Source organism: Curtobacterium sp. Csp1 (genome assembly GCF_013347185.1).
In genome coordinates, this window is the sequence record NZ_CP054594.1 from 54,843 (window position 1) to 70,088 (window position 15,246).

Annotated in this window: 16 protein-coding genes and 1 tRNA gene; 10 read left to right on the top strand and 7 right to left on the bottom strand. The window is 73.7% G+C overall.

What is annotated here, in order from left to right; translation table 11 throughout:
* Positions 1 to 16 precede the first annotated feature (16 nt).
* Both HUN58_RS00250 and HUN58_RS00255 read left to right on the top strand, forming a co-directional pair.
* Positions 17 to 832, top strand: coding sequence for a hypothetical protein (locus tag HUN58_RS00250; RefSeq protein ID WP_114849952.1), 816 nt, complete (start codon positions 17 to 19; stop codon positions 830 to 832).
* A gap of 5 nt (positions 833 to 837) precedes the next feature.
* Positions 838 to 1,692 carry an SseB family protein gene (locus HUN58_RS00255; RefSeq protein WP_147281420.1) on the top strand — a complete coding sequence of 285 codons (855 nt, stop codon included), beginning with the start codon at positions 838 to 840 and terminating at the stop codon, positions 1,690 to 1,692.
* Between the two features lie 126 nt (positions 1,693 to 1,818).
* Here the strand turns inward: HUN58_RS00255 and HUN58_RS00260 are convergent, their stop codons facing one another.
* The 5 genes from HUN58_RS00260 to HUN58_RS00280 form a co-directional block, all read right to left on the bottom strand.
* Positions 1,819 to 2,112, bottom strand: a complete 294-nt coding sequence (locus HUN58_RS00260) for a hypothetical protein (RefSeq protein WP_180225348.1) — start codon at positions 2,110 to 2,112, stop codon at positions 1,819 to 1,821.
* 195 nt (positions 2,113 to 2,307) lie between these two features.
* On the bottom strand, positions 2,308 to 3,870 hold the full coding sequence (locus HUN58_RS00265; RefSeq protein ID WP_180225347.1) for a tetratricopeptide repeat protein: 1,563 nt from the start codon (positions 3,868 to 3,870) through the stop codon (positions 2,308 to 2,310).
* On the bottom strand, positions 3,860 to 5,200 hold the full coding sequence (locus HUN58_RS00270; RefSeq protein WP_180225346.1) for an AAA family ATPase: 1,341 nt from the start codon (positions 5,198 to 5,200) through the stop codon (positions 3,860 to 3,862). Before HUN58_RS00270 ends, HUN58_RS00265 begins: the two co-directional genes overlap by 11 nt.
* Positions 5,197 to 5,571, bottom strand: a complete 375-nt coding sequence (locus HUN58_RS00275) for a hypothetical protein (protein ID WP_180225345.1) — start codon at positions 5,569 to 5,571, stop codon at positions 5,197 to 5,199. The genes HUN58_RS00270 and HUN58_RS00275 overlap by 4 nt, the downstream gene beginning before the upstream one ends.
* Complete coding sequence (locus HUN58_RS00280; protein ID WP_180225344.1) at positions 5,561 to 6,643, bottom strand: DUF6177 family protein; 1,083 nt, start codon at positions 6,641 to 6,643, stop codon at positions 5,561 to 5,563. Before HUN58_RS00280 ends, HUN58_RS00275 begins: the two co-directional genes overlap by 11 nt.
* A 141-nt stretch (positions 6,644 to 6,784) precedes the next feature.
* Here HUN58_RS00280 and HUN58_RS00285 point away from each other — a divergent pair, with 141 nt between their 5' ends.
* The 3 genes from HUN58_RS00285 to HUN58_RS00295 are packed head-to-tail and all read left to right on the top strand — an operon-like array spanning position 6,785 to position 10,086.
* Positions 6,785 to 8,326 carry an aldehyde dehydrogenase family protein gene (locus HUN58_RS00285; protein ID WP_180225343.1) on the top strand — a complete coding sequence of 514 codons (1,542 nt, stop codon included), beginning with the start codon at positions 6,785 to 6,787 and terminating at the stop codon, positions 8,324 to 8,326.
* Positions 8,327 to 8,375: 49 nt separating this feature from the next.
* A complete protein-coding gene (locus HUN58_RS00290) occupies positions 8,376 to 8,801 on the top strand; it encodes a DUF779 domain-containing protein (RefSeq protein WP_180225342.1) in 426 nt (141 codons plus the stop codon).
* A 52-nt stretch (positions 8,802 to 8,853) separates the two neighbouring features.
* Positions 8,854 to 10,086 (top strand): GAF domain-containing protein, encoded by a 1,233-nt coding sequence (locus tag HUN58_RS00295; RefSeq protein ID WP_180225341.1) that lies wholly within the window; start codon positions 8,854 to 8,856, stop codon positions 10,084 to 10,086.
* Between the two features lie 85 nt (positions 10,087 to 10,171).
* Here the strand turns inward: HUN58_RS00295 and HUN58_RS00300 are convergent, their stop codons facing one another.
* Positions 10,172 to 10,711, bottom strand: a complete 540-nt coding sequence (locus tag HUN58_RS00300; protein WP_208745299.1) for a hypothetical protein — start codon at positions 10,709 to 10,711, stop codon at positions 10,172 to 10,174.
* 145 nt (positions 10,712 to 10,856) lie between these two features.
* Between HUN58_RS00300 and HUN58_RS00305 the strand changes: the two genes are divergently transcribed.
* From HUN58_RS00305 to HUN58_RS00325, 5 genes are all read left to right on the top strand, one after another.
* The gene (locus tag HUN58_RS00305; RefSeq protein WP_167510077.1) at positions 10,857 to 11,540 is read left to right on the top strand and encodes a response regulator transcription factor; all 684 of its coding nucleotides are present in this window, start codon (positions 10,857 to 10,859) and stop codon (positions 11,538 to 11,540) included.
* A complete protein-coding gene (locus tag HUN58_RS00310) occupies positions 11,537 to 13,066 on the top strand; it encodes a HAMP domain-containing sensor histidine kinase (protein ID WP_180225339.1) in 1,530 nt (509 codons plus the stop codon). Before HUN58_RS00305 ends, HUN58_RS00310 begins: the two co-directional genes overlap by 4 nt.
* 7 nt (positions 13,067 to 13,073) lie before the next feature.
* Positions 13,074 to 13,154, top strand: a tRNA-Leu gene (locus HUN58_RS00315).
* Between the two features lie 237 nt (positions 13,155 to 13,391).
* On the top strand, positions 13,392 to 13,997 hold the full coding sequence (locus tag HUN58_RS00320) for an ANTAR domain-containing response regulator (RefSeq protein WP_022903868.1): 606 nt from the start codon (positions 13,392 to 13,394) through the stop codon (positions 13,995 to 13,997).
* Positions 13,998 to 14,244: 247 nt separating this feature from the next.
* On the top strand, positions 14,245 to 14,715 hold the full coding sequence (locus HUN58_RS00325; protein ID WP_180225338.1) for a GNAT family N-acetyltransferase: 471 nt from the start codon (positions 14,245 to 14,247) through the stop codon (positions 14,713 to 14,715).
* 20 nt (positions 14,716 to 14,735) lie between these two features.
* Here HUN58_RS00325 and HUN58_RS00330 read toward each other — a convergent pair whose 3' ends face one another.
* Positions 14,736 to 15,104 (bottom strand): PaaI family thioesterase, encoded by a 369-nt coding sequence (locus HUN58_RS00330; RefSeq protein WP_058743365.1) that lies wholly within the window; start codon positions 15,102 to 15,104, stop codon positions 14,736 to 14,738.
* Between the last annotated feature and the right edge of the window lie 142 nt (positions 15,105 to 15,246).

A 15,246-nucleotide genomic window follows, 5' to 3' on the forward strand; every position in this document is an offset into this window, starting at 1 on the left:
CCTCGAAGCGCGGATCGTGGCGGAAGCAGGTCGGCTGCTCGGCCCCCACGACGACTGGGTGACGGCTCGGTTCATCGTGGCCGAGGTGGGCTCGATGGGCACGATGGTCAGTCGATTCACCCGGGCAGACGGTTCTCTCGGATCCATGCGCGTCCGAGGGCAGTTCCAGGACCTCTGGGAACAACTCCGCGAGGTGATGGCTGATCCTGAACGGGGAGCTTGGTTCTCCGCCTCCCTCGATGTCGACCGGGCGTCCGGCAGTTCTTCGTTCTCGTACAACTGGGATGGCCGCGTCTGGTTCGACCGGCTGATCCCGGACCTCGACCCTTCGGACGTCGACCTGGCGCTGCCACTCGATGAGGCGTGGGGGGAAGAACTCGCCCGGCACCCGCGGTCGCCTGAGCACGTCCCTGCGTGGCTGCGGGCGCTCGTGGCAGGCGAGGTCACCGAGCGTCAGCCCGGGGACGGCGCTGCCGTCGAGCGGGCGATCGCTGCGGCGCCCACCTGGCCGCCGGCGCGCGCATCGCTGGCGTCGTCGGCACGCTGGTCCGAGGTGTTCGACGCCGTGTCAGAGGAGATCGTGCGGGCGCTCCGTGCGGACACGCCCGCGACGGAGCTCCTCCACAGCGAGGTCGACGACCGCGCACTCGAGCAGGTCGCAGCCGCTGCCACCGGGCCGCTGCTCCGACGGTTCGTCCACGACACCGCTTCGTGTGCCGCCCTCGCAGCCGAGCTGGACACCCCGAACGGCCCGGACCGCGCCGAGGACGACGTGACCGACGCGATCACCGACATCGTGGACTGGCAGATCGCACGGCGGTTCGACCAGTGACCGGCATGGAGAACCCGGACCTCGACGCCCGACTCGGTCGTGCCCTGGTCGACCCGTCAGCACTCGGTGAGTTCGTGGACAGCTTCGTCCCGAGTCCGCTCCTGGTGCCGATGCACATCGACGGCGAGACGGCCTTCCCGATCGTGACGCACCGGGACGACGGCCCTGCCCTGGCCGTGTTCACCGGGGAGCAGCACAGCCTGCAGATCGACCTGCCGACCGCCAACGACGTGGTGGTCCTGACGGGCGCACGGGTCATCGGGATCGCCGTCCCCGACAGCGGCATCCTGGTCAACCCGGGTCCGCGGGAACTGCACCTGCCGGCCGCCCTCGTGGCGCACGTGCACCCGCAGATCCCGGCCGAACTGCTGGCACCAGGGAAGACCCCCACGGAACAGTCCGAGCAGTCCGCACCGGCAGGGTCGATCGTCGCCACGCAGCAGGCTCAGTCGACGCTCGCCGGCAACGCGTACCGGTGGCTGGCACAGGGTGGCACCTTCGACTCGGCGGACTTCTTCGTGGGGTTCTGCGGGAGCGAACACACAGCGCGCGGCGCAGTCGTCTCCGCAGGACAGACCACCCCGGTGCAGGTGCCGGACCCGATGGTCGACGAGTTCCGCGTGCTCCGGCGTTCCGCGGCCGAACCGGAGAAGGGAACCTGGATCGGCGCCGAGCTCCACCTGACCTCGGCCGGATCGTTCTCGTACTCGTTCGTGTACGACGACCGGCTCGACTTCGGTGCTGCCGATCCCCGCGTTCCCCGGATCGACGCAGATCCGGTGCCGGGACTCGATGCCTGGCGCGCGGAGTTCGCCGCGCAGGGGCGCGGCGCGCGGTTCGTCCCGGAGTGGGCACGCTGACCGACCGCGACCGCGACCGCGACCGCGTACCTGCGTTGCAGAGCCCCCAGCCCGGCCACGCCGGAGGATGACGCCGGTGTCTGCGGGGGTCGACGCCGTCGCGCGTTCGCTGACGCGGGCGCCGGGCTACGGCCCGAGGTCGAACTGACCTCGATCGCGCGTCGGCTCCGGTGGTTCCGGACCGAGTTCGAGCGCTTCCACCGCACCATCGGGTCCGACGCACGCCGGTTCCGCGCCTCGAAGGAGTCCCTCGCCCTGGAATACGGGCACCGTCCCGGGTCCGCAGCGCTCGAGCAGCGCCGCGAACCACGCCGGGTAGTCCGGATCCAGTTGGCGCGCCCGATCGTCGAGCGTCGAAGCGAGGCCGTCGGCGACCTGCTCCGGGGTCAGCGCGTGGTCGGGGTCGTTCGGGAACGGCATGGTCCAGTCCTCCGCACCGAGGTACAGCCCGACGCGCAGTGGGCGCCCCGCGGAACCATGCCCGGAGGCGACGAGCCAACAGCGCCACGTGCCGATGGCGTACTGCTCGGGGCGGTCACGGAGCGATGACCAGCCACGCTCGTGCTGGATGCGGACGCCGTCCAGGAACGTCCGGGCGGGGGGTCACGTCCATGGTCAGGTGCCTCCGGTCAGCGGTGGGATGGTGGGGAAGTCGAAACTCGGTACCGAGAACGACGGCACCGGCACGGGTGCTCCCGACACCGGGGAGCCCGGCGCTGGCGCTCCTGGGACCGTGAACGTGCTGACCGGAGCGGGCTCGCGGTCCGACGTCCCGCGCGCACCCGGCGGTTGCAGCCCCACGGCGCCGATCGCGACGAGCCCGATGGTCAGCCCGGCGAGCGCCAGCAGCCGGTAGCGGATGCCGAGACTCCGCAGGTACCGCTGCGGCGCGAACCGTCCAGCGCGCACGGCCTCGACGAACGCCGTCGCCGTGACGAGGGCGATCGGCCACGCCGATGCGGTGACGAGTCCCGCTGGTGCGCCGTCGGACGATCCGGTCGCGGCGACCACCAGCCCGAGCACCCCGGCCCCGAGCCCGGTCCAGAGCGCGAGTTCCTGGCGCAGGCTGCCGAAGCGCCACCCGACACCCCACAGCACCCGCCCGGTCCGGGCCCGTGCGGCACGGAGCACCCGGTCGTCCCCGGGCAGCGGCGCCGCGACGGACAGCAGCCCGGCGACGACCGCGGTGCCGAGCACCCACGCGCTGGCCAGCTCCCAGGCGGGACCGTCGACGCCGACCGCCACCCAGCGCACTGCGACACCGAGCACGACCAACCCGGTCGCGACCATCGCGGCCCATCGGGCGACGACGGATCCGCGGCGGCGCAGCGTGGCGAGGTAGCTCGCCGGCAGCCGATCACGACGCCGTCGGTACCGCCGCAGCGCCGCCCAGACCGCGGCGGCGCCCCCGGCGGCGGCGAGGGTCGCCGCCACGGCTCCGGGGAGACCGGGTCCTGCCAGCGCGACGGCCGCGACGACCACCGGGACGAGCGCGACGGCGGACGCTGCTCGACGCTCCCAGGTGACAGCCGCGTCCAGCAGTTCCCGCGACTCCTCGTCACCCGGGTTGGTGACGAGCATGTCGAGCAACAACCCGGGCTGCTCGGCCACGGGTGCGTACTCGGCTCGGAGCGCCAGGAGTGCCGGGTGCTGCGGCGCCCGCTCGAGCCCCGCGGCGACGAACCCCCGCGCGAGCCCGGTGTTGCCGTGCACCCGTTCGCAGACGGCAGCGACCGTGTGCCACTCCGGTGACCCCGGCTCCAGCTCGAGCGCCCGGTGGTACGCGTGCCGGACCTGCTCGATGCGGCGGCCACGCCCGTCGATGCTCGCCAGCGCGTGCTGTGCCCACACGCCGGCGACGTCGGGCGCCATGCCGACCAGCTGCGAGGTCATGGTCAGCGCCTCCGGGGCCCGGCCGGCCACGATGAGCACGGCCACCAGCCGCAGGTACGGGGGCAGGGTGTCGGGGGCGGCCTGCAGCGCGGACCGCGCGGCCTGCTCGGCCCGCGGCAGGTCGCCACGCGCCTGCAGCAGCGCGGCCCACTCCGTCAGCAGCGCAGCGTCGCCCGGCGCCGTACCGAGCGCGTCCCGCAGCAGTCGCTCGGCAGCGTCGAGTTGCCCGAGGGCCCGCAGCGATCCGGCCCGCGCGACGACCGACTCGGTGGCGTCAGAGGACACGCTTCTGCTTCAGGTACGCCACCAGGTCGTCGTACCGGCCGTCGGCGTTCGCGAAGGCGGCGACGTTCTTCGCGGTCACGAGCCACGAGCCCGTCGACGGTCGGACCTGGCCGAGAGCGTGCTGCACGTCCGCCATCACGAGCGGCTGGATCTCACCCGCGGCGACAGAGCGGGCCATCGCCTGTTCGGCCGCGGAGGTCACGAGGTGCGCCAGGTCGGCCCCGGAGAAGTCCTCCGTCGCCGCGACGACCTGTCCGAGGTCGATACCGGCGATCGGGCGCCGGGCGAAGTGGTGGCGCAGGATCGCCTCGCGCGCGGGGGCGTCCGGCGGCAGCACGAGCGTCATCCGGTCGAGTCGTCCGGGGCGCAGGAACGCCGGGTCCACGTCCCACGGGCTGTTCGTCGCGGCGAGCACGAACAACCCGTCGTTCTCGGACCCGACGGAGTCGAGTTCGAGCAGCAGCTGGTTCACCATCTGCCGCAGTCCGCTCCAGCCGCTGCCGATGCTCGACCGTCGGGCGCCGAGCGCGTCGATCTCGTCGAGGAACAGCACCGCCGGCGTCTGCGCCCGCGCCGCCTCGAAGACGGCGTGCAGGTTCTTCTCCGTGTTGCCGAGGTAGGGATCGAGCACCTGGTCGATCCGCGCGGTTACGAAGTGCGCGCCGAGTTCGCCGGCGATGGCCCGCGCCATGAAGGTCTTGCCGCACCCGGGCGGTCCGTAGAGCAGCAGCCCACCGCGCAGCGTCTGCCCGAAGGCCGCGGCGATCTCCGGGTGCCGCATCGGTTCCAGGAAGGACTCGCGGATGCGCTGCTTGACGTCCGCGAGTCCGCCGACGTCGTCGAGGGTGACGTCGGGCCGTTCGACCTCGACGTCGACGACGTGCTCGCCCTCGCCGTCGAGCCGGATCTTCTCCGGCACGTCCGACGGCACGGCCGACGGCCCGGCCGACGCCTCGGGCGGCGGTGTCGGCCCGTCCTGCGGGCCGCCGGCGGACTCGACGAAGGGCGGCGGGACGCTGCGTCCCAGCTCCGCCTCGGCACGTCGCCAGTCGAACGCCTCCTCGGGACGGCCGGGAGGCTCGGTGCCGGTGGCCGCGTCGCCGACGTCGGTGGGTCCGGGCGTCCGGAGCGCGGCGCTCGCGTCCGCGAGCACGTGCAGGGCGAGCGCGTTGCCGGGGTCCAGCTGCAGCACCACGGCGGCGTGCTGGAGTGCCTCGGCCGCCCGGCCGCGTTGCAGGAGCAGCTGCGCGACCTGGCCGCGCAGGGCGACGTCGTCGGGCGCTGCCTGCACGGCGGCGAAGAGGCTGGCGAAGAGCGGGTCGTCGGTCATCGCGGGCCACCGTCCTGTGTCGAGAGCGCGGCGTGCGCGTGGTCCGCGATCGCCTCGGCCAGTGCGGTGCCGACGGACCCGGCGTCGTCGTGCAGGGGGACGAAGACGTCGGTCCACCACCAGCCGCCACCCTCCGCCTCGGGCGGGAGCTCGGTGAGGTCGGGCAGCAGGCGACGGACCTCGGTGTCCGAGCGGACGCGGCGGGGGTGCTGCACGGTGGCGACGACCCGTCCGTCGGCGTCCGTGAAGCGTCCGACCAGTCCGCCGCGGACGAGTCGCAGGCCGATCCCGGGGTCCACCGCGGCGGCCGCGGGGCGGAACTCGGCGTCGCCGACGAGCGTCGGACCGAGGATCGTGAGTTCACGGGGCACGGTGCTGCTCCTCCTGCGGGGTCCGGCCGGCGCCGAGGTCCCGGCCGGTCAGGCGTTCGAGGGCGTCGCGGCCCAGGTGGTCGACCACGGGGCGCAGGCGTTCCCACCCGGTGGCGTCCGGGCGCGAGGGGCCGTCGCGGAACCGCAACACGAGCGACGGCACCCGCGGACGGCCGACCCGTTCGGCTCCGAACCGGTCGCGCATCTCGTCGACGTCGAGTCCGAGGCCCTTGACAGCGGGGGAGCCGAGCAGCATCGCCACGGGTTCGGGGTCCTGCTCCAGCGTCGGGCGCACGGTCAGGTCGGCCGAGCCGACGCGGGCGAACACCATCGCGACCAGCGGGAGCGCAGTGCGGCACAGGTCGCCGAGCAGCACGGTCACGGCGTCGTGCGCGCGCTGGACCGCGTCGCTGCCGGGGACCCCGACGCCGACCAGGCCGGAGACGACCTCCTCCACCCCGTGCTCGGTACGCCGCGCGGTGAGCGACCCGGCCAGCGGCGCCCGCTCGTCGCCGACGACCACGAACCGGGCGTCCTGCGGCATCCGTGCGCGTGCGGCAGCGGTGAGGGTGTCCTTGTCCCAGTCGGCCTCGACCGGTTCGTGCGAGCCCCAACCACTCGGGGTCGTGCCGGGCCCGAGCGCGGCGAACGTCTCCCACGCACGACCCAGACGTGTGCCGGCGTCGGGGCGGTGGCGGATCGACGCCGACACAACGAACTGCACCTGCTCCGGTCGCGGGACCTCGAGGTACCGCGGGTCGACGGCGTCGGTGGTCCCCGGGGCGCGGAAGGCGTCGGCGAGTCCGAGCAGCGACGTGCCGGTCGACCCGTCGCGCAGCGCGCCGTCACCGGACCGGACGACCCAGCATCCGTCGGCCGCGTCGAGGACCTGCCGGAACGGTTCGGTCAGGCGGGAGGTCTCCGGGGTCAGGAACACCACCCGGAGTCCGGCAGCCGAGGCCTGGACGACGAGGTCCGCGCGCATCGGGGTGAGCGCCACGAGCCGCCCGACGGTCTCGCTGACGACGTAGCCGTCGCCGGTCCCGTCCACCAGCGGGTGCTCGATCCCCATGCAACCGACCATACCGGGACGGCGGCGCGCAGCGCCGGGGCGGGGCCGCCTCGCAACCCGCTGCAACCCCCGCCGCCGTAGCGTCCCGCCCGAGGCGCACAGACCATGCGCCGTCGACACCGTCGTCGAGAGGGCACCACCATGACCATCGCAGCATCGCCGACCACCTACGCCGCACCGGGCGAGGACGGAGCGCTCGTCGCCTTCCGCTCCCGGTACGACCACTACATCGGCGGCGAGTACGTCCCGCCGACGGGTGGGCAGTACTTCGAGAACCCCACCCCGGTCACCGGGAAGACCTTCACCGAGGTCGCGCGAGGCGACTCCACGGACGTCGACAAGGCCGTCGCCGCCGCGTGGAAGGCCTTCCCCGCCTGGGGGAGGACGAGCGTCACCGACCGCGCGAACATCCTGAACCGCATCGCCGACCGGATGGAGCAGAACCTCGAGATGCTCGCCGTCGCCGAGACGTGGGAGAACGGCAAGCCGATCCGCGAGACGCTCGGCGCGGACATCCCGCTCGCGATCGACCACTTCCGCTACTTCGCCGGCGCGATCCGCGCGCAGGAGGGCTCGACGGGGGAGATCGACCACGACACCGTCGCGTACCACTTCCACGAGCCGCTCGGGGTGGTCGCGCAGATCATCCCGTGGAACTTCCCGATCCTGATGGCGGTGTGGAAGCTCGCACCGGCACTCGCCGCCGGCAACTGCGTCGTGCTGAAGCCCGCCGAGCAGACGCCCGCGTCGATCCACGTGCTCCTCGGTCTGATCGAGGACCTGCTGCCCGTCGGGGTGGTCAACGTCGTGAACGGCTTCGGGTTCGAGGTAGGGGCTCCACTCGCGCAGCACCCGGACGTCCGCAAGGTCGCCTTCACGGGCGAGACCACGACCGGGCGCCTGATCATGCAGTACGCGTCGCAGAACCTGATCCCGGTGACGCTCGAGCTCGGCGGCAAGAGCCCGAACGTGTTCTTCGCCGACGTCGCCCAGGAGAAGGACGCCTTCTACGACAAGGCGCTCGAGGGCTTCGCCTTCTTCAACCTCAACCAGGGCGAGGTCTGCACGTGCCCGTCGCGTGCCTTGGTCGCGAAGGAGATCTACGACGGGTTCGTGGCCGACGGTCTGGACCGGGTGCGCGCGGTCAAGCAGGGCCACCCGCTGGACGTGTCGACGATGATCGGTGCCCAGGCGTCGAACGACCAGCTCGAGAAGATCCTGAGCTACATCGACATCGGCAAGCAGGAAGGCGCGAAGCTCCTCACGGGCGGTGAGCGCGCGGATCTCGGTGGTGAGCTGAGCGGCGGGTACTACGTCACCCCGACGGTGTTCGAGGGCGACAACAGCATGCGCATCTTCCAGGAGGAGATCTTCGGACCGGTCCTCTCCCTCACGCGCTTCAGCGGGTACGACGACGCGATCCGGATCGCCAACGACACCCTGTACGGACTCGGCGCGGGTGTCTGGAGCCGCGAGGCGACGACGCTCTACCGGGCGGGCCGCGACATCCAGGCCGGACGTGTCTGGTCGAACACCTACCACCAGTACCCGGCCGGTGCGGCGTTCGGCGGCTACAAGCAGTCTGGTGTCGGCCGCGAGAACCACAAGATGATGCTCGACCACTACCAGCAGACGAAAAACCTGCTCGTCTCGTACGCCGAGGGACCGATGGGGTTCTTCTGATGACGCATCTTCACGCCGAGGGAGCAGCGCCGGGAGGGGGATCCTCCTGATGACGCACCCCGGGACCACCGCCCGCGTCGCCGTCACGCCGGAGGCGGCCGAGCTACTCCGCGCGCTCACGGCCCGGCACGGCCCGCTGATGTTCCACCAGTCCGGCGGCTGCTGCGACGGCTCGAGCCCGATGTGCTACCCCGTCGGGATGTTCCGCACCGGTCCCGGCGACGTCCTGCTCGGCACGCTCGACGTCCCCGAGCTCGACCCCGTGGAGGTCACAGCGCCCATCGAGGTGTACATGTCCCGAGCGCAGTTCGAGTACTGGAAGTACACCCACCTCACGATCGACGTCGTCGACGGGCGGGGTAGCGGGTTCTCGGTCGAGGTCCCCGAGGGCAAGCGGTTCCTCACCCGCTCACGGATGCTGACCGACGCCGAGCTCGAGGACCTGGGCCTGGTCCCGGCGGTGTGGCCGACGTAGGCTGACGGCACCGACCGCGACGGCGCGGCGGAGACCTGCGAGGGGAGGCACCGTGCCCGCTCCCGCAGGGCTCCGCCCGCTCGTCGCCGAGTCCTGGCGTCGCTCGGCCCGGGTGGACCCGGACGGCCTGCCGACGCTCGCGCTCGACGACGCCCAGCTCGACGCCATCCGCGGCCAGGGACCGATCGGCACCGCGCTCCCCGTGGTCCGTCGGCTCCTGCTCGACGACGTCCGTGCCGCCGAGTGCGTCGTCGCGCTGACCGACGCCACCGGGTGCATCGTGTGGGTGGACGGCGCACGCGCGGCCCGGCGCGCCGCCGAGGACATGGGCTTCACGGCCGGTGCCGACTGGGCCGAGGAGCACGCCGGCACCAGCGCCCCCGGGACGGCGCTCCGCCTCGGCCGCGGCGTGCAGATCCGCTCCGAGGAGCACTACGCCACCGCCGTGAAGGCGTTCTCCTGCACGGCCGTCCCGCTGCACGCGGCGGACGGCTCGGTCGTCGGCGCCCTCGACATCACGGGCGACGACCGTGCGGTCGAACGCCACACGCTGCCGCTCCTCACGGCGACAGCCGCCGCGGCCGAGGCGGAGATCGCCCTCACCGCCCTCCGGAACGCCACGCGGGCGACCTCGACGACCGTCCCGCGCGCAGACCGAGCAGACCGAGCAGACCGAGCAGACCGAGGCCGCCGCGGTGCCGCCTCGGCCGAACTGACGCTGCTCGGTTCCGACACCGCCACCCTCCGGACCGGCGACCGCGCCGTCCGGCTGTCCGAGCGGCACTCCGAGGTGCTCGCCGTCCTGGCGTCCACGCCCGGCGGTCTCGCCGCAGCCGACCTCGCGGTCGCGGTCTACGGCGACCGCCGTGCGGTCCCCACGCTCCGGGCTGAGGTCGTGCGCCTCCGCCGCGTCCTCGCGGACCACGCGCCGGGCGCGCACCTGTCGTCGCGGCCGTACCGCCTGACCGGGATCCGCACCGACGTCGAGACGGTGCTGTCCGCGCTCGACCGCGGGGCGCGCCTCCAGGCCGTCGACGGGTACTCCGGACCGGTCCTGCCGGGGTCGGCGTCGCCGGGCGTCGACGACCTGCGGGACGCGGTCCGGTCCCGGTTCCGCGAGTCGGTGCTGACCGACGGCGGGGTCGAGGCGTTGCAGGCGTGGTCGCGGACCGCGGACGGCGCCGCGGATCCGCAGGTGCTCCGCGCCCTGCTCGGGGTGCTGCCGCGGCGGTCCCCGCGGCGGGCCGGTCTCGTCGCGGCGATCGAGGCGCTCGACCGCCGCTGACGGGGTCGGGACACCGGCCGGGAGGCGCGCCCCGCGTCGACCACGCGGCCGACGGGGTGCGCCTCCCGCAGCGCGTGCGGTCCGGTCAGGACCCGGACGTCGGTGCGGGCGTCGCCTGGTCGCCCTGCTCCGGTGCGCCAGGAGGGGTCGGTGCGTCGGTCGGGGCGTTCTTCGGTGCCTTCCCGTCCTTCCCGGGCGCGGGCGGGGTGGGTGCGTCCTTGCCGGGCGCGGGCGGGGGGGGCGCGTCCTTCGGTGCCTTCGCGTCCTTGCCCGGCGCGGGCGGGGTCGGGGCGTCCTTGCCCGGCGCGGGCAGGGCGACGCAACCCGGGGCCGCCGGAGCGTCCTTGCCGTCCTTGCCGGCGGCGTCCTTCCCGGGCGACGGCGCTCCCTCGGGCCCGTCCTTCGGCGCTCCGGACGGGGCGCCGGTCGGCGCCCCGCTGGGTGCGCCGGTGGGGGCGGTGACGGTCGGGCCGCTGCCGGCACCGTCGGCCATCGCCGCGGTGACGCCCACCCCACCGAGGACGAGCACCGCGGCCGCGGCGGTGCCGATGCCGATCGCGCGGAGCCGGCGGTGGCGGCGCGGGGCCCGGTCGGTCGTGGTCTCGTCGTGCAGTTCGTCGTTCATGGTGTCTCCGGTTCTCCGTGGCGGACCGGGGTGGTCCGCCGACGAGGACGACGGTCGAGCTCGAATCTGAAGCAGGACTGAAGCACAGGGGTTCTCCAGCTGGCTCCATGCTCCGTGCTCACCGACGGACCGTACGGTGTCCGCCGTGAACGCACCCGCACGCATCCTCGTGGTCGAGGACGACGACGCCCTCCGCACCGCCGTCGTCTCGACCCTGCGCGCCGAGGGACACCTCGTCGCCGCGGCCCCCGACGGCCGGACGATCCTCGACGACCTCGACCGAGCCGTCCCGGACCTCGTCCTGCTCGACTGGATGCTGCCCGGGCCGAGCGGCATCCTCCTCGCCGCCCGCATCCGGGCCCGGTCGGACGCCGCCGTCGTGATGATGACCGCGCGCGACGAGCTCGACGACCGACTCCGCGGGTTCGCTGAAGGTGCCGACGACTACGTGGTGAAGCCCTTCGCGATGGCCGAGCTCGTGGCCCGGGTGACGGCCGTGCTCCGCCGCCGTGGTCGTGTGCCGACGGTGATCGAGGTCGGCGACCTGGTGATCGACCCCGAGGGTGCCACGGTCCGACGGGACGGCGTGCTGCTCGACCTCACCGCGACCGAGTTCCGGTTGCTCTGCTTCCTGGCCGAGAGCCGCGGGCGGACGGTGTCGAAGGGCCAGATCACGACCCAGGTCTGGGGCTACGACGCGGTCGCGGCGAACCTGGTCGAGGTGCACCTCAGCGCGCTCCGCCGGAAGATGGAGGCGCACGGCCCGCGTCTGGTGCACACGGTCCGCGGAATCGGGTACCGGCTCGCGGCGGACCGGGGCGCCGCGTGACCGGGTCGCTGCCCACGTCCCCGCTGCGGACCACGTCGCTGCGGCTCCGCACGGTCGTGGCGATCATCGCCCTGCTGGCCGTGCTGCTCTCCGGACTCGTCGTCGCGGTCGAGGCCGTCCTCGGCGCCCGGCTCCGGGCCCAGGTCGAGGACCGCCTGCGTGACCGGGCCTCGGCGGCGGCGGCCCTCGTCGGGGTGCTCGACGCCGACGACCTGGCCGACCGGCTCTCCGCGCAGGGGCTCTCCGTCCGCATCGTGCAGCCCGACGGCGCGGCGGTCGAGGCGGGACCGACGCCCGAGCAGCTCCGCTCCGGCCCGCCCGATCCGGCCGGGCTGCCCGGCCCCGCCGGCAAGCGGGCCGCAGGGTCGGAAGGCACGACCTCGGGCTCGGCCACCAGCACCGGCACGAGCACGACGTCGGGCGCCCGGATCACCGCGTCCTCGGTGTCCGACGACGACGGCGTGCTGACCCTCCGGTCGACGCTGGACGACGGCACCCGGATCACGCTGACCGCCGGCACTCGCGATGTCCAGGAGACCCTCACGCAGCTCGGCTGGGTGATGGGCGGCGCCTCCGTCGCGTTCCTCGGCGTCGCGGTGGTCGGCGTCGTGCTCGTCGTGCGTCGATCGCTCCGACCACTCGACGAGATGACCGACACCGCGCGGTCGATCGCCGGTGGGGACCGCGGGCGGCGACTCCGGCCGTCCCGGACCGACACCGAGATCGGCCGGGTCGCGGTCGCCTTCGACGAGATGCTCGACGCCGTCGAGGGTGCGGAGGCACAGGCCCTCGCCGCAGAGGAGCGGGTCCGCGCGTTCCTGTCCGACGCCGCGCACGAACTCCGGACCCCGGTCGCGGGGGTGCGCGCGGCGGCCGACACCCTCGTGCGGAGCGGGGACGACGACGCCGCCACCCGCGAGGTCCTCGCCGTGCACGTCGTCCGCCAGGCCGACCGGGCAGCGCGGCTCGTCGACGACATGCTCACGATGGCCCGGCTGGACCGGGGCATCGCGCTCGAACGCCGGACCACCGACCTGGTGCCGTGGGTCCGCGCCGAGGTGGAGCGGCTCCGGCTCCGGCTGCCCGCCGTCACCCTGGACCTCCGCGCGCCGGACGACCCGGTGCACGCCGAGGTCGACCCGGACCGGCTCGCGCAGGTGCTCGGCAACCTGGTCGACAACGCGGCCCGTGCCACCGGGGGATCCGGCACGGTCACGGTCACCCTCGCCCGCGACGACGCCGTCGCGGTCCTCCGCGTCGAGGACGACGGACCGGGCGTCCCCCAGGCCGACCGCGAGCGGGTGTTCGACCGGCTCGTCCGGCTCGAGGCCGCACGCGACGTCCGCTCCGGCGGCGCCGGACTCGGGCTGCCGATCGCCCGCGGGATCGCCGTCGCGCACGGCGGGACACTCGCGCACGCGTCCGGGACGGGAGCGCTCGGCGGCGCGGTGTTCGAGCTGCGCCTTCCGGCGGTCGCCGTCGGGCCGACGACGGACCGGGCGGAGGGGCACGTGCTGCTAGCCTGAAGTCCTCGCGAGTGTGGTGGAACGGTAGACACGGGGCACTCAAAATGCTCTGCCTCACGGCGTGCGGGTTCGAGTCCCGCCACTCGTACAAGGACGGCTCACGGCGCGCGGGCTGCGCCGACCCGGGGGTCCCGCCACTCGTACAAGGACGGCTCACGGCGCGCGGGCTGCGCCGACCCGGGGGTCCCGCCACTCGTACAAGGACGGCTCACGGCGCGCGGGCTGCGCCGACCCGGGGGTCCCGCCACTCGTACGGACAGCCCGGCCCCGAAGGGCCGGGAGGGCCTGACGGACCGGTCTTGCTCCGTCTAGTAGGCTCTCCGACGTGAGTGACACAGAAGCAACCCCAGCAGCACCGCGTCGCGTCGTCGTCGCCGAGGACGAGTCGCTCATCCGTCTCGACATCGTCGAGATCCTCCGCGACAACGGGTTCGACGTGGTCGGCGAGGCCGGCGACGGCGAGACCGCCGTCCAGCTCGCGACCGACCTCCGCCCGGACCTCGTCGTCATGGACGTCAAGATGCCGCAGCTCGACGGCATCTCCGCGGCCGAGAAGCTCTCCAAGAACCACATCGCTCCGGTGGTCCTCCTCACGGCGTTCAGCCAGAAGGACCTCGTCGAGCGCGCGACCGAGGCCGGCGCCCTCGCCTACGTCGTCAAGCCCTTCACCCCGAACGACCTGCTCCCCGCGATCGAGATCGCCCTCTCGCGCCACCAGCAGATCATCACGCTCGAGGCCGAGGTCGCCGACCTGGTCGAGCGCTTCGAGACCCGCAAGCTCGTCGACCGCGCCAAGGGCCTGCTGAACGAGAAGATGGGCCTCACCGAGCCCGAGGCGTTCCGCTGGATCCAGAAGGCCTCGATGGACCGCCGCCTGACCATGCACGACGTCGCCAAGGCGATCATCGAGCAGCTCAGCGCCAAGAAGTAACGAGCACCCGCTCGCTCACGCAGGAGCGCCGCCGGACATCGTCCGGCGGCGCTCCTGCGTCCCCGGGCGGACAACCGGCCCACAGTCGATGGAGCAGTCCCCGTCGGGTCCGGGCGCGGGACCCGACGGGGACTGCTCCATCGACGGAACGCAACGCAACGCGGGCCTCAGGACAACGCAGCACTGCACCGGACCGGAGGCGCGTCCCGGCCCCGCCGCAGGGCCGACCACCTGGCAAGGTGGGGGCATGGACGACGTGGTGATCCGTGCCTCCCGGCTGGAGGACATGGCGGCGGTGGCCGACCTGCGGTGGCGGTGGAGCGTCGACGAGACCGGTCGGGCGCCGACGGCGACGCCCGACGAGTACCGCGAGGCGACCGCTGCGTTCGCGCGCGAGCACGCGGCGTCGCACCGGTGCGTCGTGGCGGAACGGGGTGGCGTCGTGCTCGGGATGGCGTGGCTCGCGCTGAACGCCAGGCCGCCGGTGCCGCACCGGCCTCGCGGGCGGGTCGCCGCGGAGCTGCAGAGCGTCTACGTCCACCCGGACCTGCGCGGTGCCGGCGTCGCCGGAGCCCTCGTCGCCGCGCTGCTCGACCTCGCCGACGAGGCCGGAGCCGAACGGGTCGTGGTCCACTCGAGCGCGATGGGGGAGTCGCTCTACCGGCGGCTCGGATTCGGTGACGCCCGGCTGCTGCTGCAGCGCCCGCCCGAGGACTGACCCGCCGGCGCCGGACGGGACTAGCGCCGCTCGCGGATCATGTTCGTGATGCGCACGGTCGAGCACCGACGGCCCTCGTCGTCGGTCAGGACGATCTCGTGCGTGGTGAGCGTGCCACCGAGGTGGATCGCCGTGCAGGTGCCGGTGACGCGGCCGCTCGTGGCGCTCCGCGAGTGCGACGCGCTCAGCTCGATCCCCACGGCGTAGCGGCCGGGGCCGGCGTGCACGTTCGCGGCCATCGACCCGAGGCTCTCGGCGAGGACGACGTACGCGCCCCCGTGCAGGAGCCCGACGGGCTGGCGGTTGCCCTCGACCGGGATGGAACCGACGGCGCGCTCGGCGGTCAGCTCGGTGATGACCATGCCCATCTTCTCGGCGAGTTCGCCCATGCCCCGGTCGGCCAGTCGGGGGTCCACCCCGGTGTCGGCGAGGGCTCCGGTGGTGGTCGCTTCGTCGGTCACGCGCGCAGGACTCCCGTGTCGGATGGCGTCGGTAGGCTGTCCGGGTGTCGGACTCCGCAAAGCCTACCCT